This window comes from Nesterenkonia sp. K-15-9-6, from assembly GCF_052656005.1.
Genome location: NZ_JBQYEY010000030.1, coordinates 15,688 through 42,188, shown reverse-complemented (window position 1 = coordinate 42,188; position 26,501 = coordinate 15,688). Strand labels below are relative to the sequence as shown.

The window sequence follows — 26,501 nt, the reverse complement described above, 5'->3', positions numbered from 1 at the left end:
GGAGCGACGATGAGTCGTCGCTCCCGGCCCTGTGCTGTGGGGAGCCAGGATCAGGCCAGGGTGACCAGGTCCTGGTATTCGGCGGTGTAGAGATCCTCGACGCCGTCGGGCAGCAGCACCACACGCTCCGGATCCAGCGCCTCCACCGCACCCTCGTCGTGGGTGACCAGCACGACGGCGCCCTCGTAGGTCCGCAGCGCGGCCAGGATCTCCTCCCGGGAGGCGGGATCCAGGTTGTTCGTGGGCTCGTCGAGCAGCAGCACGTTGGCGCTGGAGGCGACCAGGGTGGCCAGGGCCAGACGGGTCTTCTCACCGCCGGAGAGCACCTCCGCCGGCTTGTGGACGTCATCGCCGGAGAACAGGAACGAACCCAGGATCTTGCGCTGCTCGGTGTCCGCCAGCTCCGGTGCGGCGGTCTTCATGTTCTCCAACACGGTGCGTTCGGTGTCCAAGGTGTCGTGCTCCTGGGCGTAGTAGCCCAGCTTGAGCCCGTGTCCAGGGATGACAGCCCCGGAGTCTGGCTGGGCGACTCCGGCGAGCATGCGCAGCAGTGTGGTCTTGCCTGCCCCGTTGTAGCCGAGGATGACCACCCGGGAGCCTCGGTCGATCGCCAGGTCCACACCGGTGAAGATCTCCAGGGAGCCATAGGACTTCGAGAGCCCTTCGGCGAACAGCGGCGTCTTGCCGCAGGACGCCGGCTTCGGGAAGCGGATGTTGGCCACCCGGTCCGCCTGTCGCTCTCCTTCGAGTCCGACCATCATGCGGTCGGCCCGCTTCAACATGTTCTGCGCAGCGACCGCCTTGGTGGCCTTGGCGCGCATCTTCTCCGCCTGGGAGCGCAGCGCCGTGGCCTTCTTCTCGGCATTGGCGAACTCGCGCTTGCGTCGCGCCTCGTCCTGCTCCCGCTGAACGAGATAGTTCTTCCACCCCATGTTGTAGACGTCCACCACACACCGGTTGGCATCCAGGTACAGCACCTTGTTGACGGTGCGCTCCATGAGCTCCACGTCGTGGGAGATCACGATGAATCCGCCCGAGAAGTGCTGCAGGTAGTCCCGGAGCCAGACGATGGAGTCCTGGTCCAGGTGGTTGGTCGGCTCGTCGAGAAGAAGGGTGTCGGCGTCCGAGAAGAGGATCCGCGCCAGCTCCACGCGCCGCCGCTGGCCGCCGGAGAGCGTCTTCAACGGCTGGGTGAGGATGCGCTCCGGCAGGTCGAGGTTCGCACAGATGGTGGCCGCCTCAGACTCTGCGGCGTAGCCGCCGGCTGCCACGAACCGAGCCTCCAGGGTGGAGTAGCGCTTCATGGCCCGGGCCTGGACGGCGTCGTCAGAGGAGCTCATCTGCTCCTCGGCCTGGCGCATCTTGGCCACGACCTCGTCAAGACCGCGCGCAGAGAGGATGCGGTCGCGGGCGAGCTGCTCCATGTTCTCCACTCGGGGGTCCTGGGGCAGGTACCCGATCGACCCGGTGCGCTCGACGTGACCGGCCGCGGGCAGGGCCTGGCCGGCGAGCACCTTGGTCATGGTGGTCTTCCCCGCGCCGTTGCGCCCCACCAGACCCACCTTGTCACCGGCGTCGATGCGGAAGGACACCTCGTCCATGAGCAGACGGGCGCCGGCTCGCAGCTCGAGGTTCGATACGCTGATCACAGTTGACAGGCCTTCCTGGGAGAGACGCGGACCGCCGCAGATCGGAGCAGCAGTCGAGACATGGCTGAGATGACGGACGGAGCGACGAGGAGCACGCTGAAGGGCGCCGACGCTCCGGCACACCCTGGACAGTCTAACGAGGCTGTCCAATCGGGCTCGCGGGTCCCCGCCTCTGGCCCGCAGCGCCTGGTCACCGAGGTCGACGCCGTCCACGTCGCCGTGGACCTGCCCGATGGCTCGCGTCGGACGATCCTCCACGAGCTGAGCCTCACCCTGGACGAGCCGGTGGTCGCGGTCGTCGGGGCCAACGGCTCCGGCAAGTCCACGCTGCTGCGGCTGGTGGCGGGCCTGGTCGCACCCACCGCCGGGGAGATCCGCTTCTCCCCGGCCGTGCCGCGGTCGGGGTTCATCTTCGCGAACCCGCAGGCGCAGATCATCATGCCGGTGGTGGGCGAGGACATCGAGTTCTCGCTGCGGGAGACGGTGAAGTCCCGCGCCGAGCGCACCCGCCGGATGCGGGAGATCCTGACACAGCTGGAACTCGGACACCGGGCGGAGTCGAGCGTCTACGAGCTCTCCTCCGGCGAGCGGCAGAAGGTCGCCCTGGCCGGAGTGCTGGCCACTGAGCCCGAGCTGGTGATCGCCGACGAACCCACCACACTGCTGGATCTGCGCAATGCCGCAGAGTTCCGCCGCCGCCTGCTCGAGCTGCAGGTGCCCCTGCTGCTGGCCACCCATGATCTGGAGTTCGCGGCCCAGGCGGACCGGGTCCTCGTATTCGATCACGGGCGGCTCGTGGACGACGACGAGCCGGCGGCAGCGATCGCTCGCTACCGCCGACTCGCCCTGCAGGAGCCTGAGGGCCGCTGAAGGCTCAGATGTTGAAGCCGAGGGCCCGCATCTGCTCGCGGCCGTCCTCGGTGATCTTCTCCGGCCCCCACGGCGGCATCCACACCCAGTTGAGCCGCCACTCGTCCACCATGGTGCCCACGTGCTGGCCGACCTGGTCCTCCAGGACGTCGGTCAGCGGGCAGGCGGCGGTGGTGAGGGTCATGTCGATGACCAGGGCGCCGTCCTCGGCGTAGTTCAGGCCGTAGAGCAGGCCCAGGTCGACGACGTTGATGCCCAGCTCCGGGTCGATGACCTCTTTGAGGGCCTCTTCGATGTCTTCGAGCGGTGTCCGCTCGGCGGTCGGGGTCTCACTCATGGTCCGCACTCCTTCCTTCGATGGCGTAACGCCACGGTGTCGCCATGTATGCCCGGCCTGTCCGGCCGGGGTGTCAGTCTTCGGTGCTCGGCGTGCGGGAGACGCGCGCCTGCAGCAGGGCGTCGTGCAGCGCCATCCAGCCCAGCAGGGCGCACTTGATGCGCGCCGGATACTTCGCGACGCCCACGAAGGCCGAGGCGTCCTCCAGCCTCTCCTGTCGTTCCTCGTCCGCCAAGGGGCGGCCTCGACCACGCATGAGCTCCCGGAAGGTCTCCCCCAGCTCTTCGGCCTCCGAGACCTGCGTGCCGTCGACGAGGTCATGCATGACCGACAGCGAGGCCTGGGAGATCGAGCAGCCGTGGCCCTCCCAGCCCAGACCCGCGATGCGCAGGTCCGTGCCGTCCTCCGAGGAGTCCAGCCTGACCCAGAGCCGGGCCTCGTCGCCGCAGGTCGGGTTGACCTGGAAGGATTCGCCGTCGTAGTTCTCCAGCGCACCTGCCCCGTGGCGTTCCCGGGAGTGGTCGAGGATCACCTGTTGGTAGAGCTGCTCCAGGGCGTCAGCCATGCTGCCCTCCCGAGGTGCTCCCCCCGAGGCCGAAGAACGGCCTCACACGCCCCAGCGCCTCCACGAACGCCGCGACCTCGTCAGGCGTGGTGTAGACGCCGGCTGAGGCTCGGGCCGAGGCGTGGACGCCGAGCCGCCGATGCACCGGCTGGGCACAGTGATGTCCCACGCGCACGGCGATGCCGGCGTCGTCGAGCACCTGGCCCACATCGTGCGGGTGCACCCCCTCGACGTCGAAGGCCACCACGGCGAGCCGGTCGACGGGATCCGTGGGGCCCAGCACCCGCACACCGGGGACCGAGGCGATCCCGTCGAGCAGCAGCCGGGTCAGCTCCTCCTCATGTGCGGCGAAGGACTCCATACCCACACCGTGGAGATACTCCACAGCGGCGTGCATCCCCACGGTCTGGGCGACCATCTGCGTGCCGGCTTCGAAACGGTTCGGCGGCGGCATGAACGTGGTGGTCTCCATGGTGACGACCTCCACCATCGATCCGCCGGTGATGAACGGCGGCAGGAGCTCCAGCAGCTCACGGCGACCGTACAGGACGCCCACACCGGTGGGAGCGAGCATCTTGTGCCCGGAGAACGCGGCGAAGTCGACGTCGAGACCGTGGACGTCCAACGGCAGGTGGGCTGCGGACTGGCAGGCATCCAGCACCACGACGGCGCCGACGCGCCGCGCGTGCGCGACGACGTCGGCCACAGGGCTGATCGCGCCGGTGACGTTGGAGGCGTGCGTCAGCGCCACGATTCGGGTGCGCTCGGTGATCACGGAGAACGTCTCCGGATCCAGGCGGCCCTCATCCGTGAGGCCGATCCACCGCAGCGTGGCTCCGGTCCGTGCGGCGAGCTGCTGCCAGGGCACCAGGTTCGCGTGGTGCTCGGCCTCGGTGACCACGATCTCGTCACCTTCCGCGAGGGCGAAGCGCTCCGACGTCGCGGATTCGCCGCGTCCGAGCCGGGCGTCCAGCGTGGCGCTGAGGAAGCCGTGGCTGACCAGGTTGAGCGCCTCGGTGGCGTTCTTGGTCCACACGATCTCGTCCTCGTCGGCCCCGACGAAGCCGGCGACGGCGGCTCGAGCCGCCTCGTAGACCTCTGTGGCCTCTTCGGCGACCTGATGGGCGCCGCGGTGGACAGCGGCGTTGGTGCGCTCGTAGAAGTGCCGTTCCGCCTCGAGCACAGCACGGGGCTTCTGCGCGGTCGCCGCGGTGTCCAGGTAGACCAGCGGCCGCCCGTCACGCACGGTGCGCTCCAGCAGCGGGAAGTCCGCACGGACGGCCGCCAGCTCCGCCGCGCTCAGGGAGCGGGCGGAGCCGGCGGCCGGCGCGGGCTGCGGGTGAGCAGCGGTCATGGGATCAGTGCCTCTCGAGATGGTCGTCTCAGGCGGTGGCCGCGAGGAAGCGGTCGTAGCCCTTCTCCTCCAGCTCATCAGCGAGCTCCGGCCCACCGTGCTCGGCGACGCGCCCGTCGATGAACACGTGGACGTGGTCGGGCTTGATGTAGTTGAGGATGCGGGTGTAGTGCGTGATGAGCATGGTGCCCATGCCGTTGGCCTCATGGGCGCGGTTGACGCCCTCGGAGACCACGCGCAGGGCGTCGATGTCCAGACCCGAGTCGGTCTCGTCCAGGACGGCGAACTTCGGCTTGAACAGCTCCAGCTGCAGGATCTCCACGCGCTTCTTCTCACCGCCGGAGAAGCCCTCGTTGACGTTGCGGCTGGCGAAGTCGGCGTCGATCTTCAGCTGCTCCATCGCCTCGCGGACCTCCTTGGTCCAGGTGCGGAGCTTCGGCGCCTCGCCGTCCAGGGCGGTCTTCGCGGTGCGCAGGAAGTTGGTCATGGTCACACCAGGGACCTCCACCGGGTACTGCATGGCCAGGAACAGGCCGGCCTGGGCGCGCTCGTCCACGCCCATCTCCAGGACGTCCTCGCCGTCGAGGGTGATGGACCCGGAGGTCACCTCGTAGCGGGGGTGCCCGGCGATGGTGGCGGCCAGGGTGGACTTGCCGGAGCCGTTGGGGCCCATGATGGCGTGGATCTCACCGGAGGTGATGGTCAGGGAGACGCCCTTGAGGATCTCCTTGGTGCCCTGCTCGGTCTCGATGGAGACGTGGAGGTCCTTGATCTCGAGAGTAGACATGTCGTGTCCGTCGTCCTTTGCTGTGTCGTGAAGCGTCAGTGTCAAGCGGGTGGGGCAGTCCGGGCGCGCGCCCGGCGATGCTCAGAAGCCGGCGATCTCCAGCTCGTTCTCCAGGTCCTCCTGGAGAGAGTCCTCGATGCTGGACACACCGATCTTCTGGATGATCTCGTTCAGGAAGCCACGGACCACCAGCTGGCGGGCCTCCTTCTCCGGGATGCCCCGGGCCATGAGGTAGAAGAGGTGGTTCTCGTCGAACCGTCCGGTGGAGGAGGCGTGCCCGGCCCCCTCGATGACGCCGGTCTCGATCTCCAGGTTCGGCACCGAGTCCGCGCGGGCTCCGTCGGTGAGCACCAGATTCTGGTTCTTCTCGTAGGAGTCGGTCCCCACGGCCTCCTTGCGGATGAGCACGTCACCCACCCACACGGTGCGGGCCGAGGCGCCCTGGAGAGCGCCCTTGTACAGGACGTTGGACGTGTTCCGCGGCGAGTTGTGGTCCACGAACGTCCGGTGCTCAATGTGCTGACCGGCATCGGCGAAGTACAGGCCGTACATCTCCGCCTCCGCACCCTCGGCGGCGTAGCGGAAGTTGGTGTTGAGGCGGATGACTGCGCCGCCCAGCGACACGGCGACGTGCTTGTAGGACGCGTCGCGACCGACCTCGGCGTCGTGCTGTCCGACGTGGACGGCGTCGTCGTCCCAGCGCTGCAGGGAGATCACCTTCACGTCGGCGCCGTCGCCAACGATCACCTCCACGTTGCCGTTGAAGGCCGCGCTGCCGCGGTGCTCGAGCACGAACACCGCCTTCGCGTGGGTCCCGGCCTGCAGCACGATGTGGCTGTTGGCGCGACGTCCGGCGCCCGCCCCGGTGATGTCCACGCGGATCGGCTCCGCGACCTCGACGTCGGCCGGCACGCTGACGTGCAGCGCGTCGTCGACGTTCTTGGCCGCGACGGCGGCTGCGCGGTCCGCCGGCTGCAGGACGCTGTCGCGCGGAGCGATCCCCTGGGCCAGCGAGGAGACGACGACGTCCTCGGAGGCGGTGACGCGGTGCTCCGCGGCGTCGGCCTGACCTGCCTCGTCGGTCAGCACGCCGGTCAGCTTCTTCAGCGGAGTGAAGCGCCACTCCTCCTCACGGCCGCTCGGCTGCGGGAAGCCGGCGACGTCGAATCCGGTGTGCCGGTTGGCCCGGGAGCCGATGCCGGAGGTCAGCTGCTTCGTCTCACCGAGCCCGCCGTGGCTGTGCTCAGCGGCCTGGTTGGTCTCAGCGGCGAGGTTCTCGCCCTCCTCCGTCATGCCGGGGATGGAGATGCGGCGTTCGCCGACCTCCACTCCTGCGACCTTCTCCGCCTGGTCAGCGGGGGTGTTCGTCATCTGTTCCTCGTCCCTTGTCTGTCGTGGAGATGTGGGTGAAGTCTGATCTCACGGAGACCCGCCCCGGGGGCTCCCCCCGGAGCGGGTGTCCGTGCGTACGGCGATGAGGCCTCCGGTCAGCCGACCGAGCCTTCCATCTGCAGCTCGATGAGGCGGTTCAGCTCGAGGGCGTACTCCATCGGCAGCTCCCGGGCGATCGGCTCGATGAAGCCGCGCACGATCATCGCCATGGCCTCGTCCTCGGCCAGCCCGCGGGCCATGAGGTAGAACAGCTGGTCCTCGGAGACCTTGGAGACGGTGGCCTCGTGCCCGAGGGTCACGTCGTCCTCGCGGATGTCGATGTACGGGTAGGTGTCGGTCTTTGAGATCGTGTCCACCAGCAGGGCGTCACACACCACGGAGTTCGCCGAGTGCTCGGCTCCCTCGTTGACCTGGACCAGGCCGCGGTAGGAGGCGCGCCCACCGTTGCGGGCCACCGACTTCGAGACGATGGAGCTCGAGGTGTGCGGCGCCATGTGGACCATCTTGGAGCCGGTGTCCTGGTGCTGACCCTCGCCGGCGAAGGCCACAGAGAGGGTCTCACCCTTGGCGTGCTCACCGGTCAGGTAGACCGCGGGGTACTTCATGGTGACCTTGGAACCGATGTTTCCGTCGATCCACTCCATGGTGCCGCCGGCGTCGACGACGGCGCGCTTGGTGACCAGGTTGTACACGTTGTTCGACCAGTTCTGGATGGTCGTGTAGCGCACGCGGGCGTTCTTCTTGACCACGATCTCCACGACCGCCGAGTGCAGCGAGTCGGTGTCATAGATCGGGGCGGTGCAGCCCTCGATGTAGTGGACGTAGGAGTCCTCGTCGGCGATGATCAGGGTTCGCTCGAACTGACCCATGTTCTCGGTGTTGATGCGGAAGTAGGCCTGGAGCGGGATCTCGACGTGCACGCCCTTGGGGACGTAGACGAAGGAGCCGCCGGACCACACCGCGGTGTTCAGGGCGGCGAACTTGTTGTCGCCCACCGGGATGACGGAGCCGAAGTACTCCTCGAAGAACTCCGGGTGCTCCTTCAGTGCGGTGTCGGTGTCCATGAAGATGACGCCCTGCTCCTCCAGGTCCTCACGGATCTGGTGGTAGACCACCTCAGACTCGTACTGGGCGGCCACGCCGGCCACCAGACGCTCACGCTCGGCCTCCGGGATGCCGAGCTTCTCATAGGTGTTGCGGATGTCCTCGGGCAGGTCCTCCCAGGTGCGGGCCTGCTTCTCCGTGGAGCGCACGAAGTACTTGATGTTGTCGAAGTCGATCTCAGAGAGGTCGGCTCCCCACATCGGCAGCGGCTTGCGCTCGAAGTACTTCAGGCCCTTCTTGCGCAGCTTGAGCATCCACTCCGGCTCGTCCTTCTTGGAGGAGATGTCGGCGACGACGGCCTCGTCGAGACCGCGCTTGGCGTTGGCGCCGGCGACGTCGGAGTCGGACCAGCCGTACTCATAGGCCCCGATCGCGTTGAGCTCCGGATTCTTCTCCAGGATCTCAGAGATGACGCCCGGGTCCTCGGTGCGCTGGATCTGCTCGGTCATGACAACCTCTCTTGTTGACGGGGGGAGATGACGATTCTCTTGCGTCCGCCGGACAGGCGGCTGCCTGCGGAGGCGGTGCGTGTCGTGGGGTCCTGCGGGGCATCGGACGCTGAACGTCGGGCCCGCTGTTCGGCGGCGAGCCGCTCGCGGCCCACCGGGACGTGTGTGGTGCAGACGTGGGCTCCCGCGGCCTGCGTCGAGAGCCGCCGGACGTCCACTTCGAGCAGGCGAGAGATCATCTCGGTCTCTTCCTCGCAGAACACCGGATGGGCCTCAGCTATTTCCCGCACCGGGCAGTGTCCCTGACAGAGCTGGGTGGACTGCATGGCCAGCAGCGGATTGTCCCGGCCCACTTTGCGGGTGAAGCCGGCGAACCCGTCCTCGCTGAAGAGCTCGGCCAGCCTCTCCGCACGCTCGTCGAGGTCGTCGATGCCGGCCAGGTGCTGGCGGTAGCGATCCTCGTGGCCGGCGAAGTAGGCCTCTGCCAGCGCGCGGGGCGCCTCGTCACCGACGGCGTCGCCGAGCACGTCGAGAGCCCGCCGGGCCAACCCGAGATAGTCGTCGCCGAGTACCTGCTGGCCCTCCTGCGAGATCACGTAGCGTCGGGAAGGACGTCCGGCACCCTTGCGACGGGAGGTGACGTTCTTGATCTCCACGATGCCCTGCTCGGTCATCGCGTCGAGGTGACGGCGTACAGCGGCGGCCGTGAGGTCAAGGCGCCTCCCGAGCGCCGCAGCGCTGATGGGGCCCTCCTCCACGACGAGCTGCAGCACCCGCTCACGCGTGGTGCCGTCGCCGTCCCGACCCGCGTCGACCTGCGCCGACACGGGCTCTGCGGAGCTCCGGCTCGAATACATGATCCTATTATGACTTATTCAAAACAGGCGTGCCAGTAAGGCGACCCTGCATTGATGCAGATCACAGCCGGGGTCCACGAGCCCCGGCACAGGATGTCATCCTCCCACCCTCCAGCACCCTCGACCTCTACTACAACCTGTAGAAATGTAGAATGTCCTGGTGCCCCAGCATCCCCTCTGCCTCAGCCTGCGCCAGGTCCGATACGCGGTCGGCTCCGCCCGGTCCGCAACCGGTGTGCAGGAGATCCTCCGCGGCGTCGACTTCACCGCCCGCCGCGGCGAAGTGACCGTCCTCCTGGGGCCCAACGGTGCGGGGAAGACCACCGCACTGGGCTGCGCGCAAGGCCTGCTGCGACCCTCCCAGGGCACGGTCTCCCTGCTGGGCGAGGACCCCTGGCGGGCCGGGGCTGGGCTGCGCGCCCGGGTCGGCGTCATGCTCCAGGACGGCGGCCTCCCCCAGTCGGTGCGACCGAAGGTGCTGCTCGAACACGTCGCCCGGCTCCACGCGGACCCCTGGCCGCTTCAGGACCTGGTGGACCGCCTGGACATGTCCGGATTCATGGGCACCACCGTGCGCCGCCTCTCCGGCGGGCAGCGGCAGCGCGTCGCCCTGGCCGCCAGCCTCATCGGCCGCCCGGAGGCCGTCTTCCTGGACGAACCGTCGGCCGGCCTGGATCCACAGTCGCGGCAGACCGTCTTCGAGCTGGTCACGCATCTGCGGGACCGTGGGCTGGGCATCGTGCTGACCACCCATCTGCTGGAGGAGGCCCAACGCCTGGCCGATTCGGTGCACATCCTCAAGGACGGCGTCGTCGTGCGGCACGGCACCGTGGCCGAGCTCACCGACGACGGGCGCAGCCGGCGGCTGATCTTCGTCTCGCCCCGCACGTTGACCCGTGCCGAGCTCGAGGCGGCTCCGACGCCGATGAGCCTCGACGGCGGGGCGGACAACGAGCCCGGAGCCCGGTGGGCCGCCGGAGGCATCAGTGGCCCCCAGGATCTCCACCGTCTCACGGACTGGTGGCGCCAGATCGATCTGATGCCCGGCGAGGTCTCCTTCGAGGCCCGCACCCTCGAGGACGTCTTCTGGGAGGTCTCCGTCTCATGACCCCGCCGCTCTCCCGCCCCGCTCCGGCGAGCCGGCGCATCCTCGCCCATGGCTTCTACGAGACCCGCAACACGCTGCGCAACGGCGAACAGCTGCTGGTCTCGATCATCCTTCCTGTGTTGGTGCTCATCGGAGCGCACCGTCTGGACATCGTCTCCGGTACGACCGCCGGAGGCCTCAGCGTGCCCGGGATCGATGTCATCACCCCCGGGGTGCTCGCACTGTCCGTGATGGCCTCTGCCTTCACCGGACAGGGCATCGCGGCCGGCTTCGAACGGCAGTACGGGGTGCTGGCCTATCTGTCCACCACTCCGCTCGGGCCGACCGGCCTGATCCTCGGCAAGGCCGTGGCCGTCGTCTGCGTCGTGGTCATCCAGGTGGTCGTCATCGGGGCGGCAGGACTGATGCTGGGCTGGCAGCCTGACCCCGGAGGCCTGGCGTGGCTGTCGCTGGTCCTCGTCCTGGGTGCCACCGCCTTCACTGCGCTGGGCCTGCTGCTGGCCGGCACGGTGCGAGCAGAGGCGACACTCGCACTGACCAACATCCTGTGGGTTCTGCTGGGGGCCGCCGGAGGCACCGTGTTCCCGCTCGACCATGACGGACCGGGCGCCCTGCTGCTCCTGCTCCCCTCCGCGGCGCTGGGCGAGGGCCTGCGCGCCGCTTCCATCGACGGGGCACTGGCCCCGGTCCCTGCTCTCGTCCTGGCGGGCTGGTCCGTGCTCGCCGTCCTCGCCGCACGAAGGTGGTTCCAATGGCGCTGACCGATTCCCTGACCCGCCGACTCCCCACCCGTATCACGACCATGACGCGGATCCTGGCGATCGCCACCCTGGTGTCCAACATCGGCATCATGGTCACCGGCGGCGCCGTGCGGCTCACCGACTCGGGCCTCGGATGTCCGGAGTGGCCCCGCTGCACCCCCGAGTCCTGGGTCTCCACCCCCGAGATGGGCATCCACGGTGCGATCGAGTTCGGCAATCGGCTGCTCACCTACGTGCTCATCGCCATCAGCATGGCCATGTTCTTGGCGATCGTCCGGCTCTGGGACAGCCACCGTCCACTCGTCGTCCGGTCGCTGCTGATCGGCCTGGGCATTCCGCTGCAGGGCGTGATCGGCGGCATCACCGTCTGGACGAACCTCAACCCGTGGGTGGTGGGCCTGCACTTCGTGCTGTCCTCGGTCCTCGTCATGCTCGCCGCCCAGCTGCTGCATCGAGTGAACCTGGAGCTCCGACACGACGGTGAGGCCGGACGTCCCCTCGTGGACGGGCCAGTGGACTCCGTCAGCTCCGCGATGGCTCCGGTCCTGCTGGGCGCCAGCTGGATCGCCGTCGTCCTGGGCACGATCGTCACGGGCACAGGCCCTCACGCCGGAGACCCGGGCGCCCCCCGGCACGGTTTCGACCCGGACCTGGTCACCCGCCTCCACACGATCCCGGTGTGGGTGCTGTGCGCGGCGACGCTGGCCATCCTGGTCCGGCAGCTCCGGCACCAGGCGTCCCCTGCTCAGCGGAAGGCCACCTGGTGGTTGGTCGGCGTGATCCTGGGCCAGGCCACCATCGGCTATGTCCAGCACTTCACCGGACTCCCCATCCTGCTCGTCCTGCTGCACATGCTCGGCTCCGCCGTGCTCATCGCCGCGGCGATCGTCCTGGTGGACAGGCTGCGGGCCCCGTATCGGACCCGCGGCCTGGATCGCGGGGCCCCGACGCAGGCCTCGGCCCCCGGTGAACACCGAGGTCGACGGTCACATCCTGAGCTGAACGGTTCCTGACACACGGTCATGGACGGCGCGCCCGTCGGGCCCGAAGAGGATCGCCGGGAGGATCACCACCAGCAGCCCCGTGCGTACGGCCGACCAGAGCGGGCCCGGGGCCCGAGTGCCGCGCACCACCTGGATGCGGACCAGTCGTTTGCCGATGGTCACCCCGAGCAGACCCACCAGGATGATGTGCATTGCGGCGAAGATCAGCAGGGTCACCACCGGGTCGCCGGCGAACCAGACGGTGGAGATCAGCAGCGCGATCCCCCAGTCGATCAGCAGAGCCAGCACCCGGCGCCCGAACGGGGCCAGGCTGCCTGGGCCGTCCTCCGGAAGGCCCAGGCGTTCCCCCGGCCAGCTGTCTCCGGCCCCCTCCCCGGAGGGCTCGGAACCACCAGGGCGCGCGTCTCGGCTGTCTGCCACGGATCTCCTCTGCTCGACGGGCCGTCGGCAACATGTCTGCCGACGGACTCCAACCCACCATTCTACGGGCGAGGACGCTCTCCGGGCGGGACTGACCGACGGGGATGAGCGACTTAAGTTACATGGCTGAAACATTTGCGTGATGGTCGAGAAACCCCGCCTGCCTAGCGTGGACTCCAGAGCGTGAGCCTCGGCCCACGGCTCAGGTGACGCGGACCGGCCATCACGACGGCACGACCCCGGTGCACCCCCCGCCGGATCAGGTCATCGACGGTGATCGGTCCCACACACCTGTGCCGATCCGGCTAGGGTGAACAACGCAGACCGGGTCCGCCCGGTGTCCAGCACGATATCCATAGGAGCAAGGACGCATGTTCAGCAACCCCGAAGAAGTCCTGAAGTTCATCCAGGAGGAGGATGTCCGCTTCGTCGACATCCGGTTCACGGACCTCCCCGGCAGCCAGCACCACTTCAACGTCCCGGCGAAGACCGTCGACCTCGACTTCTTCGAGAACGGGCAGCTGTTCGACGGCTCCTCGATCCGCGGGTTCCAGGGCATCGAAGAGTCTGACATGCAGCTCATCCCGGATGTCGCCACCGCCTTCATCGACGAGTACCGCGTCGAGAAGACCCTGGCGATGAACTTCTCCATCGTGAACCCGCGCACCGGCGAGCCCTACGTCCGCGACCCGCGCGGCGTCGCGCAGAAGGCCGAGGAGTACCTGGCTTCCTCCGGCATCGCCGACACCGCCTTCTTCGGTGCTGAGGCCGAGTTCTTCCTCTTCGACGATGTGAAGTGGCAGTCCTCGCCGCAGGCCTCCTTCTACTCGGTCGACTCCGACGAGGCCAACTGGAAGTCGGCCGAGGAGCTCGCAGGCGGCAACCTGGGCCACAAGCTCGCCACCAAGGGCGGGTACTTCCCGGTCTCGCCGCAGGACAAGAGCGCCGACCTCCGTGACGCGATCTGCATCGCGATGGACAACGCCGGCCTCGAGGTCGAGCGTTCCCACCACGAGGTCGCCGCTCCGGGCCAGCAGGAGATCAACTACAAGTTCAACACGCTGGTCCACGCCGCCGACGACGTCCAGAAGTTCAAGTACGTCGTGAAGAACACCGCCGACCAGTTCGGCAAGTCGGCCACGTTCATGCCGAAGCCCGTCTTCGAGGAGAACGGCTCGGGCATGCACTGCCACCAGTCCCTCTGGAAGGACGGCGAGCCGCTGTTCTTCGACGAGAAGGGCTACGCGAACCTCTCCGACACCGCGCGGTGGTACATCGGTGGCCTGCTCAAGCACGCCCATGCGGTCCTGGCGTTCACCAACCCGACGGTGAACTCCTACAAGCGACTGGTCAAGGGCTATGAGGCCCCGGTCTCCCTCGTGTACTCGCAGGGCAACCGTTCCGCCTCGATCCGCATCCCGATCACCGGGGCAAACCCGAAGGCGAAGCGCCTCGAGTTCCGCGCTCCGGACGCCTCGGGGAACCCGTACCTGGCCTTCGCCGCGCAGATGATGGCCGGCCTGGACGGCATCCGCAACCGCATCGAGCCCCACGAGCCGGTCGACAAGGACCTCTACGAGCTGCCGCCCGAGGAGCTGGCGACCATCCCTCAGGCCCCCGGCTCGCTGGATGAGGCGCTGGAGGCTCTGGAGAACGACTACGAGTTCCTGCTCGAGGGCGGGGTGTTCACCGAGGAGATCGTCAAGACCTGGATCGCCTACAAGCGTGAGCAGGAGATCGAGCCGCTGAACCTGCGCCCGAACCCGCACGAGTTCGAGCTCTACTACTCGGTCTGACCCGCAGACTCAGGTCGACGTCGAAGGCCCCGTGGGCGGCAGCTGCCAGGCTGTCCCCCACGGGGCCTTTCGCGTGCGCTGCGGTGGGCGCCCCTCTGCCCACGGTGCCGGGACCCACGGCCATACGCCCTGGCCACAGACCTCCGCCCGCCACTAAGGTCTGTGGGCATACCCGACGCCCGACGACCAGCGGCCACCACATCCCGAAGGCCGCAGGAGGCCGACACCATGTCAGAGATCGCCGCCCGTCACGCCCGGCTCGCCGCCGACTTCAGGAGCACCGCCGCCTCCGTGCCCCCGGGCCGGTGGGACGCTCCCTCACCCTGCCAGGGCTGGACCGCACACGACGTCGTCGCCCACGTCATCGAGGCGCACCTGATGCAGCTCGGTTTCGCCGATGCCGTTCCGCAGAACGTGCCTGATGCCGTCGAAGCCCCCGTCGAGGCCCTGGACGTCGTGATCGCCGCGGTCCAGGAACAGCTCGGGGACCCCGACCGCGCCACGCAGGTGATCGACGGAATCGCCGGGCAGATGCCCTGGGAGACCTCCGTCGACTCGTTCCTGTGCTTCGACCTGCTCGTCCACCGCTGGGACCTCTCCCGTGCCGCCGGCTTGCCGGAGGCGCTGCCTCCCGAGGACGTCCGTTGGGCGTCGGCCGTCGCCGACGGGTTCGGCGAGATGCTCCACGCCGAAGGAGTCTGCGCCCCACCGCTGGAACCTCCCCAGGACGCCGATGAGCAGACCACGTTCCTGGCCCGGCTCGGCCGACGCGCCTGGTGATCATGCTCTCAGCGAATCCGGGATGACGTGCCGCCGCGCCCCTGTTGGATCCGGTGAGCGCTGACACGGGTCAGCGCACCCGTCCGTCCGGAACCGCCGAGGAGCCGCTGTGCCTGCATCCCGTCCCCTGTCCCTGCTGGATCTGGCGACCGTCCGGTCCCCGGAGACGATCGCAGACGGCATCGCCCGCAGCCGCCGACTGGCACGCACCGCCGACGGCCTGGGCTACACCCGGCTCTGGTTCGCCGAGCATCACAACATGCCCCACATCGCCTCCTCGGCGACCTCACTGATGATCCAGCACATCGCCGCGGCCACCGAGAACCTCCGCGTCGGCTCCGGCGGCATCATGCTGCCCAACCACACTCCCCTGGTCATCGCCGAGCAGTTCGGCATGCTGGAGACTCTCTTCCCCGGGCGGATCGACCTCGGACTGGGTCGGGCCCCAGGCACCGACGGCGCGACCATGCGGGCGCTGCGCCGCGACGGCACCGAGTCCGACCGGTTCGAGTCCGACATCATGGAGCTCAACGGCTATCTGTCCGGATACTCCCGCATCCCCGGGGTCCGGGCCTACCCGGGGGACGGCACCGACGTCCCCCTCTATATCCTCGGGTCTTCCCTGTTCGGCGCCCAGCTGGCCGCCAAGCTCGGGCTGCCCTATGCCTTCGCCTCCCACTTCGCCCCGCAGATGCTGACCCAGGCCGCGGATCTCTACCGGTCCACCTTCGACGCCACCCGGTCGCTGCTCGGCCCCGAGGCCCGCCCGCACTTCATCGCCGCGGCCAATGTGATCGCCCACGACGACGCCGACGCGGCCCGGGCCCAGCGCCGGGCCGCCGAAGACTCCTGGATCCGCAGCATGCTCGGCCGAAACCGGAAGTTGACGGACGACGACGTCATCATGCTCCGTGACCATCCGGCAGGTCAGCAGGTGCTCGACATGCTCTCACGCACCGTGGCCGGCACAGGAGCAGAGGTCATCGCCTGGCTGGACCGCCTGGCCGAGGAGGTCCAGGCCGACGAGCTGATGCTGGTCAACCTCGCACCCGAGGAGGACGTCCAGCACCGCACTTTGGAGCTCCTCTCCCCGACCGCATGACGGTGCCGGGTTCTCGACGTCCGACCCTCGGGGTCCGTCAGACGTCTTCGTAGAAGAGCCTCTCGTAGACCTGCCGGCAGCGCCGCGTCGTACGCAGATAGTGTTCCTCGAAGGCGGCTGCGGAACCGGCGTCGAAGCCGCACCAGCGGGCCACGGCCTCCAGGTCCCGGCGCGATGAGGGCAGTACGTCCGAGGTCCGTCCGCTCCACACCTTCATGGCGGCCCTGGCTCGGGTGCACAGCCTCCAGGCCTCGGCCAGCACGGCGGCGTCCTCTGCCGCCAGCAGCTCATGCTGAACCAGCACCTCGAGGGTGTCCAGCGTGTTCGTCACCCGGAGCTCCGGGTGCTCATAGGCATGCTGCAGCTGGAGCAGCTGGGCCAGCCATTCCACGTCGGAGAGACCGCCGCGGCCCAGCTTCACATGACGGGACGGGTCGGCTCCACGGGGAAGGCGCTCCGATTCGACCCGGGCCTTGATCCGCCGGATCTCCCGCACCTCGGACTCGGAGGGGGCCGGGGCGTAGCGGACCTCATCCACCAGCTCCATGACGTCGGCCGCCAGCTCGTCGCAGCCGGCGATGGGACGGGCTCGCAGCAGCGCCTGGCGTTCCCAGACGTCCATCCACCGCCGGTAGTACTCGCGGAAGGACTCCAGGGTCCGGGAGATCGGGCCGGTCTTGCCCTCGGGCCGGAGATCGGCGTCGAGCTTCAGGGGGTCCTCCCCACGCACCGGCGGCTTCACCGACTGGGAGAGCAGAGCGGTCAGCCGTGTCGCCAGACGCCGGGCCTGCTCATCGGCGACGGTCGGGTCCGCCCCCTCGACGGCGCGGTGCACGAACATGGCGTCCATGTCCGACCCGTAGGAGATCTCCTGGCCACCCTGCCGTCCCATGGCGACCACGAGGAACTTGACGTGCTCGCCCTGCTCGGCAAAGACCTCCCGCTCGGCCACGTGCAGGGCGCCCAGGGTCGCGGCCCTGTCGACGTCGGAGAGCGCACGGCCCACCTCGTCCAGCTCCAGCAGCCCGGCGGCGTCGGCGATTGCGATCCGAAGCACCTCGCGCTGACGCACCAGTCGGGTGAGCCGGACCGCGGTGGACGCGTCCCCCTCATGCCGGGCCAGCTGATTTCGGATCTCCGTCCACAGCGACTCGAAGCTCAGCGGTCGCAGCGCAGAGTCGTCACCCAGCCACCGGCTCGACTCCGGCGAGTGCTCCAACAGGTCGGAGATGAAGCGGGAGCTGGTGAGGATGTGGCACAGCCGCTCGGCGGCCACCGAGGAGTCCCGCAGCATCGTCAGATACCAGGGGCTCGTGCCCAGGGACTCGCTGAGCCTCCGGAAGGCCAGCAGTCCGGCGTCGGGATCCACCCCTTCGGCGAACCAGCCCAGCATCATCGGCAGGATGCGGCGCTGCAGCGTCGCACGCCGGGTGACTCCCGCGGTGAGCGCCTCGATATGCCGCATAGCGCCGGAGGTGTCCGAGTACCCCAAGGCGGCGAGCCGGTCCTGTGCGGCCTGGGACGACAGGCGGACCTCCTCGTCGGAGAGCACCGCAGTGGTCGAAAGCAGCGGACGGTAGAAGATCGTCTCGTGGAAGCTCGCCACCTCACGCACCACGCTGCGCCACGCCTTGAGCAGGTCCTCAGCGGAATCCCGTCGGTCAGCCTGCGGCGGCCGCACAGCATGGGCGAGGGCGCGGAGCTCCGGCTCCCTCCTGGGCATCAGATGCGTGCGTCGCATGTTCGACATCTGGATCCGGTGCTCGTAGAGCCGCAGCTGTCGGTAGCAGCGGGACATGGCCTCCTGGTCCCGGCTGGCCATGTACTCGCCCTCTCCGAGCGCCCGGATGGCGGTCAGCGTGTCCCGGACGTGCAGCTCCTCGTCCACGCGTCCATGGACCAGCTGCAGCAGCTGCACCGTGAACTCGATGTCACGCAGCCCTCCACGGCCGAGTTTGATCTCCCGGTCCACATGCTCGGCAGGGATGTGTTCGAAGACCCGCCGGCGCATGCGCTGGACGTTCTCCACGAACTCCGGCTGCTGCGAGGAGCTCCACACCAGCGGCCACAGCGTGGTGATGTAGGCCTCGCCCAATGCCTGGCTGCCGGCGATGGGGCGCGCCTTGAGCAGCGCCTGGAACTCCCAGCCGTGGGCCCACCGCTTGTAGTACTCCACATGGGACTCCAGGGTGCGGGTGAGCGGGCCGTCCTTGCCCTCGGGCCGCAGATTCGCATCGACCTCCCACAGCCCTGGTTCCGGCGCCGAGGAGTTGATGACCTTGGAGATGCCTCCGGCCAGCCCTCCGGCGATCGAGCTGACCTGCGCGTCGTCCACGTCCTCCGGCCCGCGATGGACGAAGACGACGTCCACGTCGGAGATGTAGTTCAGCTCGCGGGCCCCGCATTTGCCCATCCCGATGACCGCGAGCTCCACCTGCTGGGCGATCGGGCCGTGACGCTCCACCAGCTCCGCCCGAGTCACGGCGAGGGCGGCCTCGACGGCCGCGGCCGCCAGGTCTGCCAACTGCTGGGAGACCAGCGGCTGATAGGCCAGCGGGTCCGCCGCGGTGAGGTCACGCAGAGCCACGGCGGTGAGCAGGCCACGATAGGCAACTCGCAGGGCGACCGCGGCGTCGCGGGCCGTGAACCCGTCATCCAGGCGGGCCACCGGCGTCTCTGACCCGGGGTCCGCGCGCACCTCTTCGAGCAGGACCCGCCGGAGGTTCTCAGCGTCGTCGACCCGCGGCCGACCATCGGGGGATGGAAGATCCGCCTCCTCCCGGTGATCGAACACCACGCGCACCGCGTCAGGGCGGCGCACCAGGAACTCGCCGAGCGCCCTCGAGGCGCCCAGGAGCCGGATCAGCGGGACCGCCTGCGGATGGTGGCCGTCGCTGACCTCCTCGAACAGCGCGAGGACGTCCGGTGCCTGCTCGAGCAGCCGGATGAGCAGCAGCAGGGCCTGATCGGCATCGGGGGCCCGCCTCAGCGTGCCCAGGAGTTCCGGCCTGCCGATCGTCCGCAGCTGATCGTCCTGCAGGAAGGCCGCAGCTCGGTCCAGCTCGTCGAAGCCGGCGGCGATCAGGTCGCGTGTGGACGGTGTGCTCATGCTCGTCCGGCCGGTCTCAGATCATGCCCAGGTATCGGTTGATCTCGAAGGGCGAGACGTTGATCCGGTACTCGTCCCATTCCTGCTGCTTGTTGCGCAGGAAGTTCTCGAAGACCTGCTCGCCGAGGATCTCCGCCACGAGCTCGGAGTCCTCCATCTGGCGGATCGCATCGTGCAGCGTGCCGGGCAACGGCTTGATGCCCAGTGCCTTGCGCTCCGGGGTGGTCAGAGACCACACGTCCTCAGTGATCGCCTCCGCCAGCTGGTACTCCTCCTGGATGCCCTTCAGCCCGGCACCCAGCACGACCGCGTAGGCGAGGTAGGGGTTGGCGGAGGAGTCGATGCCACGGAACTCCACCCGCGCAGAGCCGCCCTTGGTGGGCTTGTACAGCGGCACCCGCATGAGGGCCGACCGGTTGTTGTGCCCCCAGGAGACGTGCGACGGCGCCTCTCCCCCGCCCCAGAGGCGCTTGTAGGAGTTCACGAACTGGTTGGTCACCGCCGTGAACTCCGGTGCGTGGGTGAGCACACCGGCGATGAACTGCCGGGCGATGGTGGAGAGGTTGAACTCGGCGTTCGGCGCGAAGAACGCGTTCGTGTCGCCCTCGAAGAGGCCGAAGTGCGTGTGCATGCCCGAGCCGGGGTGCTCGGCGAAGGGCTTGGGCATGAAGGTCGCGTATTTGCCCTGCATCACGGCGACCTCCTTGATCACCGTGCGGAAGGTCATGATGTTGTCCGCCGTGGTCAACGCGTCCGCGTAGCGGAGGTCGATCTCGTTCTGGCCGGGTCCGGCCTCGTGATGGCTGAACTCCACCGAGATCCCCACGGCCTCCAGCATGGAGACCACATGGCGGCGGAAGTCCTGGGAGACGCTGCCGGTCACGTGGTCGAAGTATCCTGCCCGGTCCACCGGCACGGGGTAGCCGTCCGCGTCGACCTCGTCGGAGTCGAGCAGGTAGAACTCGATCTCCGGGTGGGTGTAGCAGGTGAAGCCCATCTCCGCGGCGGTGTCGAGCTGTCGGCGCAGCACGGAGCGCGGGTCAGCGGCGGCCGGCTCCTGGTCCGGCGTGAGGATGTCGCAGAACATCCGGGAGGTGGGCTCATCCTCGCCCCGCCACGGCAGGATCTGGAAGCTCGAAGGGTCGGGCTTCAGCAGCATGTCCGACTCGAAGACGCGGGAGAGTCCCTCGATGGAGGAACCGTCGAAGCCCAGCCCTTCGCTGAAGACGCCTTCCACTTCGGCGGGCGCCAGGGCGACCGACTTCAGCGCGCCCACGACGTCGGTGAACCACAGACGCACGAAGCGCACGTCCCGTTCCTCGATGGTGCGCAGTACGAATTCCTGCTGTCGATCCATGCTCGCTGCAGCCTCTCTGCCGTGCGTGGGTGTCTCGCCGCTCCCACTCTACCCAAGTCTTCGCCCACGTCGGGGCCATCCTGGGTGCGGTTCGGGGTTCGCCGACCCTCATGCCGGCTCGCCGGCAGAAGGCGCTAGCCTGGAGCCATGCCAGCTGAGAATCAGAGCAGCGAGACAGACACCCAGGCCACCTCCCCCGCGTCCGCCCCCTATGGGGGGTCAGGCGGCGCGGCGGCCGGAGGCACCGCAGGCGAGGCCGGGGCGACGCCGCACTCCCCCTCGCGGATCCGCACGGTCCACCTGCGACGTTTCAAGGACGACGGCCGCCGCTTCGCCATGCTGACCGCCTATGACGCCCAGATCGCCTCGATCTTCGACGAGGCCGGCGTCGAGGTGCTGCTGGTGGGCGACTCCGCCGCCAATGTCATGATGGGCCGGACCACTACGCTGCCGATCACGGTGGACGAGATGCTGGTGTTCTCCCGATCAGTGGTCAACGGCGTCCGGCGCGCCCTGGTGGTGGCCGATGTGCCGTTCGGCAGCTACGAGGCCTCCCCGCAGCAGGCGGTGGCCACCGGCGTGCGCTTCCTGAAGGAGGCCGGCGTCCACGCGGTGAAGGTCGAGGGGGATGCCGCCATGGCGCCCCACGTGCGCGCCATGGTCGCCGCCGGGATCCCGGTCATGGGGCATGTGGGATTCACTCCGCAGTCGGAGCACGCGCTCGGAGGCTACCGAGTCCAAGGCCGCGGCGATGCGGCCGCCCGAGTGCTCGAGGACGCGCGAGCCATGCAGGACGCCGGCGCGTTCTGCGTGCTCATGGAGATGGTCCCCTCGGAGGTCGCCGCCGAGGTCGACGCCGCTCTGGAGGTCCCGACCATCGGCATCGGCGCCGGAGGGTCCACCACCGGGCAGGTGCTCGTGTGGCAGGACATGCTCGGCATGACCCAGGGCCGCGTGCCTCGCTTCGTGAAGCGCTATGCCGACCTTCGCGGGGTGATCTCCGAGGCCGCGACGGCTTTCGCCGACGACGTGCGCTCGGGCACGTTCCCCGCGGAGGAGCACGGGTTCTGAGTCAGCCCTCGGCGTCCTCCGCCGAGTCGCTCTCGTCCCATCGCTCGTTGTTCGCCCGCACCTTCTCCATGGCGCGGGCCGCCTCCGCATGGGAGTCGTAGGGACCCAGGAGGTGCTTCCAGCTGGACTGGGCGCCCTGCTCGACCTCGCCGGTGCGGACGTTGTACCAGTACTGCGTGCTCATGGCTCCAGCCTACGCCGCACGCCCTCGCAGGCACAGCGCGAAGGCGCGACATCAGGCACAGCGCGAAGGCGCGACATCAGGCACAGCAGACGACGTCGACCCCCTCCTGCTCCAGCCAGAGCCGTCGCTCGCGAGACAGACGCCCCGTGGCGAGGGTGTCTACCGCCGAGGAGGGGCACACCGAGAGGACCGCCGAGAGCCCGATCTTCTCGGCCGCCGCGGCGGCGACCACCTGACGGGAGGACCCGATGAGCGCCTTCTTGACGTCGGCGTCCTGAAGCGTGGACGCCGTCATCCCGGACTCCTCGTCCCATCCGCAGACCCCCAGCACGCCGATGTCCGCCCGGAAGTCCTCGATGTCGCGCACCGCCCGGTGGCCGCTCCAGGACAGCTCGCCAGGGTTGAGCTCGCCTCCGGGGGTCAGCACCCGGATCCCCCTCCCTGAGGCGTCCCCTCCCTCCGCAAGCACGGCCGCGAGATGCACCGACAGCGCGAGGACGGTGAGCTCCCGCCCGGCCAACGCTCGGGCCACCGCTCCGCAGGTGGTGCCGTCGTCGAGGATCACGCTGGAGCCGTCCGGGATCATGGCGGCCACCGCCTCCCCGATCCCGCGCTTCTCCTCCACATGAGTCTCGCTGCGCACCTGGAACGGCAGCTGCGCGCCTCGTGCGGGCAGCCCGACGGCACCCCCATGGGTGCGCCGCAGCACCCCGCGGCGTTCGAGATCGCTCAGGTCCCGGCGAATGGTCATCGCAGAGGCCCCGGTGGCGCGGACCAGATCGGAGGCGCGCACCTCGTCGCCGCCCCGCACGGCTGCGATGATCGTTCTGTGTCTGTTCGCACGTTGCATGTGTTCGATCTGATCGGAAGACTGCTCGCCATGCAAATGCCCAGCCCAGCGGACCGCGTGCCGACTCCGCCGCCGCCCTCCCTGCGACGCAGCCGGATGGCGACCATGGCGGCCTTCGCCACGAACGGCGCCCTGCCGGCCTCCCTGCTGGCCCGGTATGCGGAGGTCAAGGAGGCCCTGGGACTGAGTCCGGCGCTCTTCGGACTGCTGGTCGTCGGCATCGGTCTGGGCGGCACGCTGGCCGTGCACCTGCCGGGAGTGATCTCCCGTCGCTTCGGCGTCGCCTGGTCGGCCGGTGTGGGCACGGCCTGGGTGGGCGGCTCCCTGGTGGTGGCCACCTCCGGCGTGGCACTGGCCAGCCCGTGGCTCGTCCTGCTGGGACTGCTGCTCGCCGGCTTCGGAGACGCCGTGGTGGACGTGGCGCAGAACTCCCAGGGCTTGCGGGTCCAGGAGGCCTACGGCCGGTCCCTGCTGAACTCCATGCACGCCGGGTGGAGCGTCGGAGCGGCGCTGGGCGGCGCCGTCGGCACGCTCGCCGCACTGCTGGGTGTGCCGATTCTGACCCATATGGCCGTCTGGGCCGTGGTCTGCGCGGCCGCGATGGCCGTATCCGCCCGGGCGTTCCTGCCGGAGCCGGAACCGGTGCTGGGCACCCCGCAGAGCACCACCCGCGCCACCGGCTGGGCCACGGCGAAGATCCTGATCCCGTTGGCGCTGGTGGCACTGGCCGGGATCTCGGTGGAGGACGTGGGCAACAACTGGTCCGCCGTGCTGCTCTCCAGCGAACGCGACATGGCCGCGGCCTCCGCCGGCATCGGCCTCACCGTCCTGCTGACCGCCCAGTTCATCGGCCGCCTGCTGGGAGACAGGGTGATCGATCGGCTCGGCGACCGTCGGGCTCTGCTGCTGAGCCTCGCCGCCGTCGTGCTGGGTCTCCTCGGGGCCGCCTGGGCGCCCACCGTCCCCCTCACCCTCGCCGGACTGGCCCTGGCCGGAGTGGGCTGTGCGGTGACCGTCCCGATCGCGTTCGCTCGCGCCGACGCGGTGCCCGGACTGCCCCCGCACAGCGGCGTCACCTGGATCAGCTGGACCATGCGGACCGTCACGCTGAGCCTCTCGCCGGCGATCGGCGCCATGACTCAGAGCACCTCGCTGCCGATCGCCCTGACCGTGGTGACCCTCATCGCCGTCGTCGCCCTGGTGCTGCAGCTGCGCCCCGTCGCCCGGTGAACGCCCCCTGTCGGAACGTTAGGATGGGGTCCATGGCTTCCGCTCCCTCCTCCACCGCCCCGATCGGCACGCTCACCAAGGGCACCGTGACTCCGATGCGGCCCGTGCCGCACCACATCGAGAAGCCGAACTACGTCGGGCTGGACGCGCCCCCGGAGTACACCGGGGAGGACGTCTACGACGCCGCGACGGTGGAGCGCATCCGCCGTGCCGGACAGCTCGCCGCCGATGCGATGGTGGCCACCGGCCGACTCATCCGCCCCGGGGTGACCACCGACGAGCTCGATGCCTTCGCCCACGAGTACCTCGTGTCCCGTGGGGCCTACCCCTCCTGCCTGTCCTACCGCGGCTTCCCCAAGGCGATCTGCACCTCCGTCAACGAGGTCATCTGCCACGGCATCCCCGACTCCACGACCCTGCAGGACGGCGACATCGTCAACCTGGACATCACGGCCTACCTCGACGGCGTCCACGGCGACCACAACCGCACCTTCCTCGTGGGCGACGTCGACGAGGACTCCCGGCTGCTGGTGGAGCGGACCCACGAGGCCATGATGCGCGGGATCCGGGCCGTGAAGCCCGGCCGCCCCATCAACGTCATCGGCCGCTCCATCGAGTCCTATGCCAAACGCTTCGGCTACGGCGTGGTCCGCGAGTTCATCGGCCATGGAGTGGGCAAGGCGTTCCACACGGGGCTGGTCATCCCCCACTACGACGCCGCACCCGAGTACTCACGTCCCATGGAGCCCGGGATGGTGTTCACCATCGAGCCGATGCTCACCCTGGGGACGCGGCACTGGGACATGTGGGAGGACGGCTGGACCGCGGTCACCCGCGATCGGCGCCGCACCGCACAGTTCGAGCACACGCTGGTCGTCACTGACGACGGGGCGGACGTCCTCACACTCCCCTCGGCCGACGAAGACGCCTGATCAGCCAGGCGCCGGGCGGCCGCGCAGTTCCCGTGGGGCTCCGCACGCCCGCGTCCGCGGCGCGTCAAGCATCGTGACATACGTGACCTGCATCGCTCCGACCCGCTATCCTGTTCTCTGGCCGACCCCGCAGGGTCTGGCCGTCCGATCCCGGTGCGACGACGCACGTCCAGTCCTGTGGCCCCCGAGCAGAGCCGGCAGCGCGTCGTCGATCGCCGCTGTCTCGCTCTTCTCGCCTCACCCCTTGGAGAGCAATGACCCACTCTGACCAGTCTCAGCCTCTGGCCGCCCAGGCGGTCGCCCCTGCCAGCTTCGCCGTCGACGACCTTCCCAAGCGGGCGATCGGCATCGACGTGGGCGGCACCGGCATCAAGGGCGGGATCGTCAACCTCCAGAAGGGCAAGCTGACCGGCGAGCGGTTCCGCATCCCGACGCCGAGGCCGGCCACGCCGGAGGCCGTCGCGGAGGTCATCAGCACCATCCTGGAGGAGCTGCTGGGGCGCGAGAAGGCGCCCTCCCGCGATGAGCTGGCCGTCGGCGTCCTGGTGCCCGGCATCGTGATCGACAACGTCGTGCTCTCCGCCGCCAACATCGACGACTCCTGGATCGAATGCGACGCCGGTGAGCTGCTGCGCCCGCTGCCCGGTGACGTCTCCACGCTCAACGACGCCGACGGCGCCGGTCTGGCTGAGGCACGGTACGGCGCTGGCGCTGGACGCGCGGGCAGCGTGCTCACCGTCACTCTGGGCACGGGGATCGGCTCTGCCCTGGTGCATGACGGGGTGCTGGTCCCCAACAGCGAGCTGGGGCACCTGGAGTTCGAAGGAGAGGTCGCCGAGCAGAAGGCCTCGGCCGCGGCCCGCGAACGCGTCGACATGCCCTGGGACGAGTACGGGCGGCTCCTGGACCGCTACCTCACTCACGTCGAGCGCCTGTTCTCCCCCTCCCAGTTCATCATCGGCGGGGGCATCTCCAAGCGCAGCGAGGACTTCCTCCCCCACGTGACCAGCACCCGCGCGCCGGTGGTGCCTGCCCAGCTGAAGAACAACGCGGGCATCGTCGGCGCGGCGCTCTTCGGCGCCGAGCAGCGCGCCCTGGCGCGGCGTTCCGCGGCCGTGGACCCGCAGCAGGAGGCCGCTGAGAAGATCAGCGCGGACGCCTGAGCGGCCGCCCTGCAGGAGGGCTTCCTCCGTCGCGGGCGCTGAGCCCTTTGGTATAGTGCTGTGGCCGGCGCGCCCGTCCCGACGTCATTGCGCCTGTCACGGGAACGCGGCCGCCGTGCCCGGGCCTTTAGCTCAGCTGGTAGAGCATCGCGTTTACACCGCGAGTGTCATCGGTTCGATCCCGGTAGGGCCCACCGATGCCCGGCACGGTCTCCGTGCCGGGCATCGTCGTTCCCGCAGCAGCTTCCGCTCCGGCCATGCCGCGCGGCC

24 protein-coding genes and 1 tRNA gene are annotated in these 26,501 nt (G+C 69.1%); 12 read left to right on the top strand and 13 right to left on the bottom strand.

All coding sequences use genetic code 11. The annotated features are described in order from the left end of the window. Positions 1–50: 50 nt before the first annotated feature. Positions 51–1,649, bottom strand: coding sequence for an ABC-F family ATP-binding cassette domain-containing protein (locus SD455_RS14730; protein ID WP_085437308.1), 1,599 nt, complete (start codon positions 1,647–1,649; stop codon positions 51–53). Between the two features lie 60 nt (positions 1,650–1,709). Here SD455_RS14730 and SD455_RS14725 point away from each other — a divergent pair, with 60 nt between their 5' ends. Next, positions 1,710–2,519 carry an energy-coupling factor ABC transporter ATP-binding protein gene (locus SD455_RS14725; protein ID WP_311024390.1) on the top strand — a complete coding sequence of 270 codons (810 nt, stop codon included), beginning with the start codon at positions 1,710–1,712 and terminating at the stop codon, positions 2,517–2,519. A 4-nt stretch (positions 2,520–2,523) separates the two neighbouring features. Here SD455_RS14725 and SD455_RS14720 read toward each other — a convergent pair whose 3' ends face one another. The 7 genes from SD455_RS14720 to SD455_RS14690 all read right to left on the bottom strand — a co-directional run bounded on the left by SD455_RS14720 (position 2,524) and on the right by SD455_RS14690 (position 9,364). After that, positions 2,524–2,856, bottom strand: a complete 333-nt coding sequence (locus SD455_RS14720) for a metal-sulfur cluster assembly factor (protein WP_070162443.1) — start codon at positions 2,854–2,856, stop codon at positions 2,524–2,526. 73 nt (positions 2,857–2,929) lie between these two features. Further along, complete coding sequence (gene sufU / locus SD455_RS14715) at positions 2,930–3,421, bottom strand: Fe-S cluster assembly sulfur transfer protein SufU (RefSeq protein ID WP_070162441.1); 492 nt, start codon at positions 3,419–3,421, stop codon at positions 2,930–2,932. Next, positions 3,414–4,775: a SufS family cysteine desulfurase gene (locus SD455_RS14710; RefSeq protein ID WP_311024391.1), complete on the bottom strand. Its 1,362-nt coding sequence runs from the start codon at positions 4,773–4,775 to the stop codon at positions 3,414–3,416. The genes sufU and SD455_RS14710 overlap by 8 nt, the downstream gene beginning before the upstream one ends. Before the next feature lie 28 nt (positions 4,776–4,803). After that, positions 4,804–5,562, bottom strand: a complete 759-nt coding sequence (sufC, locus tag SD455_RS14705) for a Fe-S cluster assembly ATPase SufC (protein ID WP_070162438.1) — start codon at positions 5,560–5,562, stop codon at positions 4,804–4,806. An 81-nt stretch (positions 5,563–5,643) separates the two neighbouring features. Continuing rightward, on the bottom strand, positions 5,644–6,933 hold the full coding sequence (gene sufD / locus SD455_RS14700; RefSeq protein ID WP_070162435.1) for a Fe-S cluster assembly protein SufD: 1,290 nt from the start codon (positions 6,931–6,933) through the stop codon (positions 5,644–5,646). Positions 6,934–7,049: 116 nt separating this feature from the next. Then, the gene (gene sufB, locus SD455_RS14695; RefSeq protein ID WP_070162433.1) at positions 7,050–8,507 is read right to left on the bottom strand and encodes a Fe-S cluster assembly protein SufB; all 1,458 of its coding nucleotides are present in this window, start codon (positions 8,505–8,507) and stop codon (positions 7,050–7,052) included. Beyond that, entirely contained in the window at positions 8,504–9,364 is an 861-nt protein-coding gene (locus SD455_RS14690; RefSeq protein WP_070162431.1) for a helix-turn-helix transcriptional regulator, read from the bottom strand. The genes sufB and SD455_RS14690 overlap by 4 nt, the downstream gene beginning before the upstream one ends. A gap of 160 nt (positions 9,365–9,524) precedes the next feature. Here SD455_RS14690 and SD455_RS14685 point away from each other — a divergent pair, with 160 nt between their 5' ends. The 3 genes from SD455_RS14685 to SD455_RS14675 are packed head-to-tail and all read left to right on the top strand — an operon-like array spanning position 9,525 to position 12,246. Next, complete coding sequence (locus SD455_RS14685; protein WP_237089990.1) at positions 9,525–10,472, top strand: ABC transporter ATP-binding protein; 948 nt, start codon at positions 9,525–9,527, stop codon at positions 10,470–10,472. Next, positions 10,469–11,233: an ABC transporter permease gene (locus tag SD455_RS14680; protein WP_085437310.1), complete on the top strand. Its 765-nt coding sequence runs from the start codon at positions 10,469–10,471 to the stop codon at positions 11,231–11,233. The genes SD455_RS14685 and SD455_RS14680 overlap by 4 nt, the downstream gene beginning before the upstream one ends. Further along, the gene (locus SD455_RS14675; protein WP_070162428.1) at positions 11,224–12,246 is read left to right on the top strand and encodes a COX15/CtaA family protein; all 1,023 of its coding nucleotides are present in this window, start codon (positions 11,224–11,226) and stop codon (positions 12,244–12,246) included. Before SD455_RS14680 ends, SD455_RS14675 begins: the two co-directional genes overlap by 10 nt. On the opposite strand, the gene SD455_RS14670 is transcribed toward SD455_RS14675, so the two are convergent. Next, complete coding sequence (locus SD455_RS14670) at positions 12,220–12,657, bottom strand: RDD family protein (RefSeq protein ID WP_237089991.1); 438 nt, start codon at positions 12,655–12,657, stop codon at positions 12,220–12,222. The genes SD455_RS14675 and SD455_RS14670 overlap by 27 nt on opposite strands. A 371-nt stretch (positions 12,658–13,028) precedes the next feature. On the opposite strand from SD455_RS14670, the gene glnA (SD455_RS14665) reads away from it, so the two are divergent. From glnA (SD455_RS14665) to SD455_RS14655, 3 genes are all read left to right on the top strand, one after another. After that, on the top strand, positions 13,029–14,453 hold the full coding sequence (gene glnA / locus SD455_RS14665) for a type I glutamate--ammonia ligase (protein ID WP_070162426.1): 1,425 nt from the start codon (positions 13,029–13,031) through the stop codon (positions 14,451–14,453). 228 nt (positions 14,454–14,681) lie between these two features. After that, on the top strand, positions 14,682–15,233 hold the full coding sequence (locus tag SD455_RS14660; protein WP_070162424.1) for a maleylpyruvate isomerase family mycothiol-dependent enzyme: 552 nt from the start codon (positions 14,682–14,684) through the stop codon (positions 15,231–15,233). 109 nt (positions 15,234–15,342) lie between these two features. Further along, on the top strand, positions 15,343–16,335 hold the full coding sequence (locus tag SD455_RS14655; protein ID WP_445508558.1) for an LLM class flavin-dependent oxidoreductase: 993 nt from the start codon (positions 15,343–15,345) through the stop codon (positions 16,333–16,335). Between the two features lie 37 nt (positions 16,336–16,372). On the opposite strand, the gene SD455_RS14650 is transcribed toward SD455_RS14655, so the two are convergent. Together SD455_RS14650 and glnA (SD455_RS14645) are read right to left on the bottom strand one after the other, a co-directional pair. After that, positions 16,373–19,444 (bottom strand): bifunctional [glutamine synthetase] adenylyltransferase/[glutamine synthetase]-adenylyl-L-tyrosine phosphorylase, encoded by a 3,072-nt coding sequence (locus tag SD455_RS14650; protein WP_445508557.1) that lies wholly within the window; start codon positions 19,442–19,444, stop codon positions 16,373–16,375. A gap of 16 nt (positions 19,445–19,460) precedes the next feature. Further along, positions 19,461–20,801, bottom strand: coding sequence for a type I glutamate--ammonia ligase (gene glnA, locus SD455_RS14645; protein WP_085437316.1), 1,341 nt, complete (start codon positions 20,799–20,801; stop codon positions 19,461–19,463). A gap of 147 nt (positions 20,802–20,948) precedes the next feature. Here glnA (SD455_RS14645) and panB point away from each other — a divergent pair, with 147 nt between their 5' ends. Then, complete coding sequence (panB, locus tag SD455_RS14640) at positions 20,949–21,872, top strand: 3-methyl-2-oxobutanoate hydroxymethyltransferase (RefSeq protein WP_445508556.1); 924 nt, start codon at positions 20,949–20,951, stop codon at positions 21,870–21,872. A gap of 1 nt (position 21,873) precedes the next feature. On the opposite strand, the gene SD455_RS14635 is transcribed toward panB, so the two are convergent. Both SD455_RS14635 and SD455_RS14630 read right to left on the bottom strand, forming a co-directional pair. Further along, the gene (locus tag SD455_RS14635; RefSeq protein ID WP_311024401.1) at positions 21,874–22,056 is read right to left on the bottom strand and encodes an SPOR domain-containing protein; all 183 of its coding nucleotides are present in this window, start codon (positions 22,054–22,056) and stop codon (positions 21,874–21,876) included. A 76-nt stretch (positions 22,057–22,132) separates the two neighbouring features. Beyond that, a complete protein-coding gene (locus tag SD455_RS14630; protein WP_445508555.1) occupies positions 22,133–22,906 on the bottom strand; it encodes a DeoR/GlpR family DNA-binding transcription regulator in 774 nt (257 codons plus the stop codon). A 30-nt stretch (positions 22,907–22,936) separates the two neighbouring features. Between SD455_RS14630 and SD455_RS14625 the strand changes: the two genes are divergently transcribed. The 4 genes from SD455_RS14625 (at position 22,937) to SD455_RS14610 (ending at position 26,425) form a co-directional block, all read left to right on the top strand. Further along, on the top strand, positions 22,937–24,136 hold the full coding sequence (locus SD455_RS14625; protein ID WP_445508554.1) for an MFS transporter: 1,200 nt from the start codon (positions 22,937–22,939) through the stop codon (positions 24,134–24,136). Positions 24,137–24,168: 32 nt separating this feature from the next. After that, a complete protein-coding gene (map, locus tag SD455_RS14620) occupies positions 24,169–25,068 on the top strand; it encodes a type I methionyl aminopeptidase (RefSeq protein ID WP_083277793.1) in 900 nt (299 codons plus the stop codon). A 254-nt stretch (positions 25,069–25,322) separates the two neighbouring features. Then, positions 25,323–26,231, top strand: coding sequence for a polyphosphate--glucose phosphotransferase (ppgK, locus tag SD455_RS14615; RefSeq protein ID WP_445508553.1), 909 nt, complete (start codon positions 25,323–25,325; stop codon positions 26,229–26,231). Between the two features lie 121 nt (positions 26,232–26,352). Then, positions 26,353–26,425 (top strand) — tRNA-Val (locus SD455_RS14610). Positions 26,426–26,501: the final 76 nt, after the last annotated feature.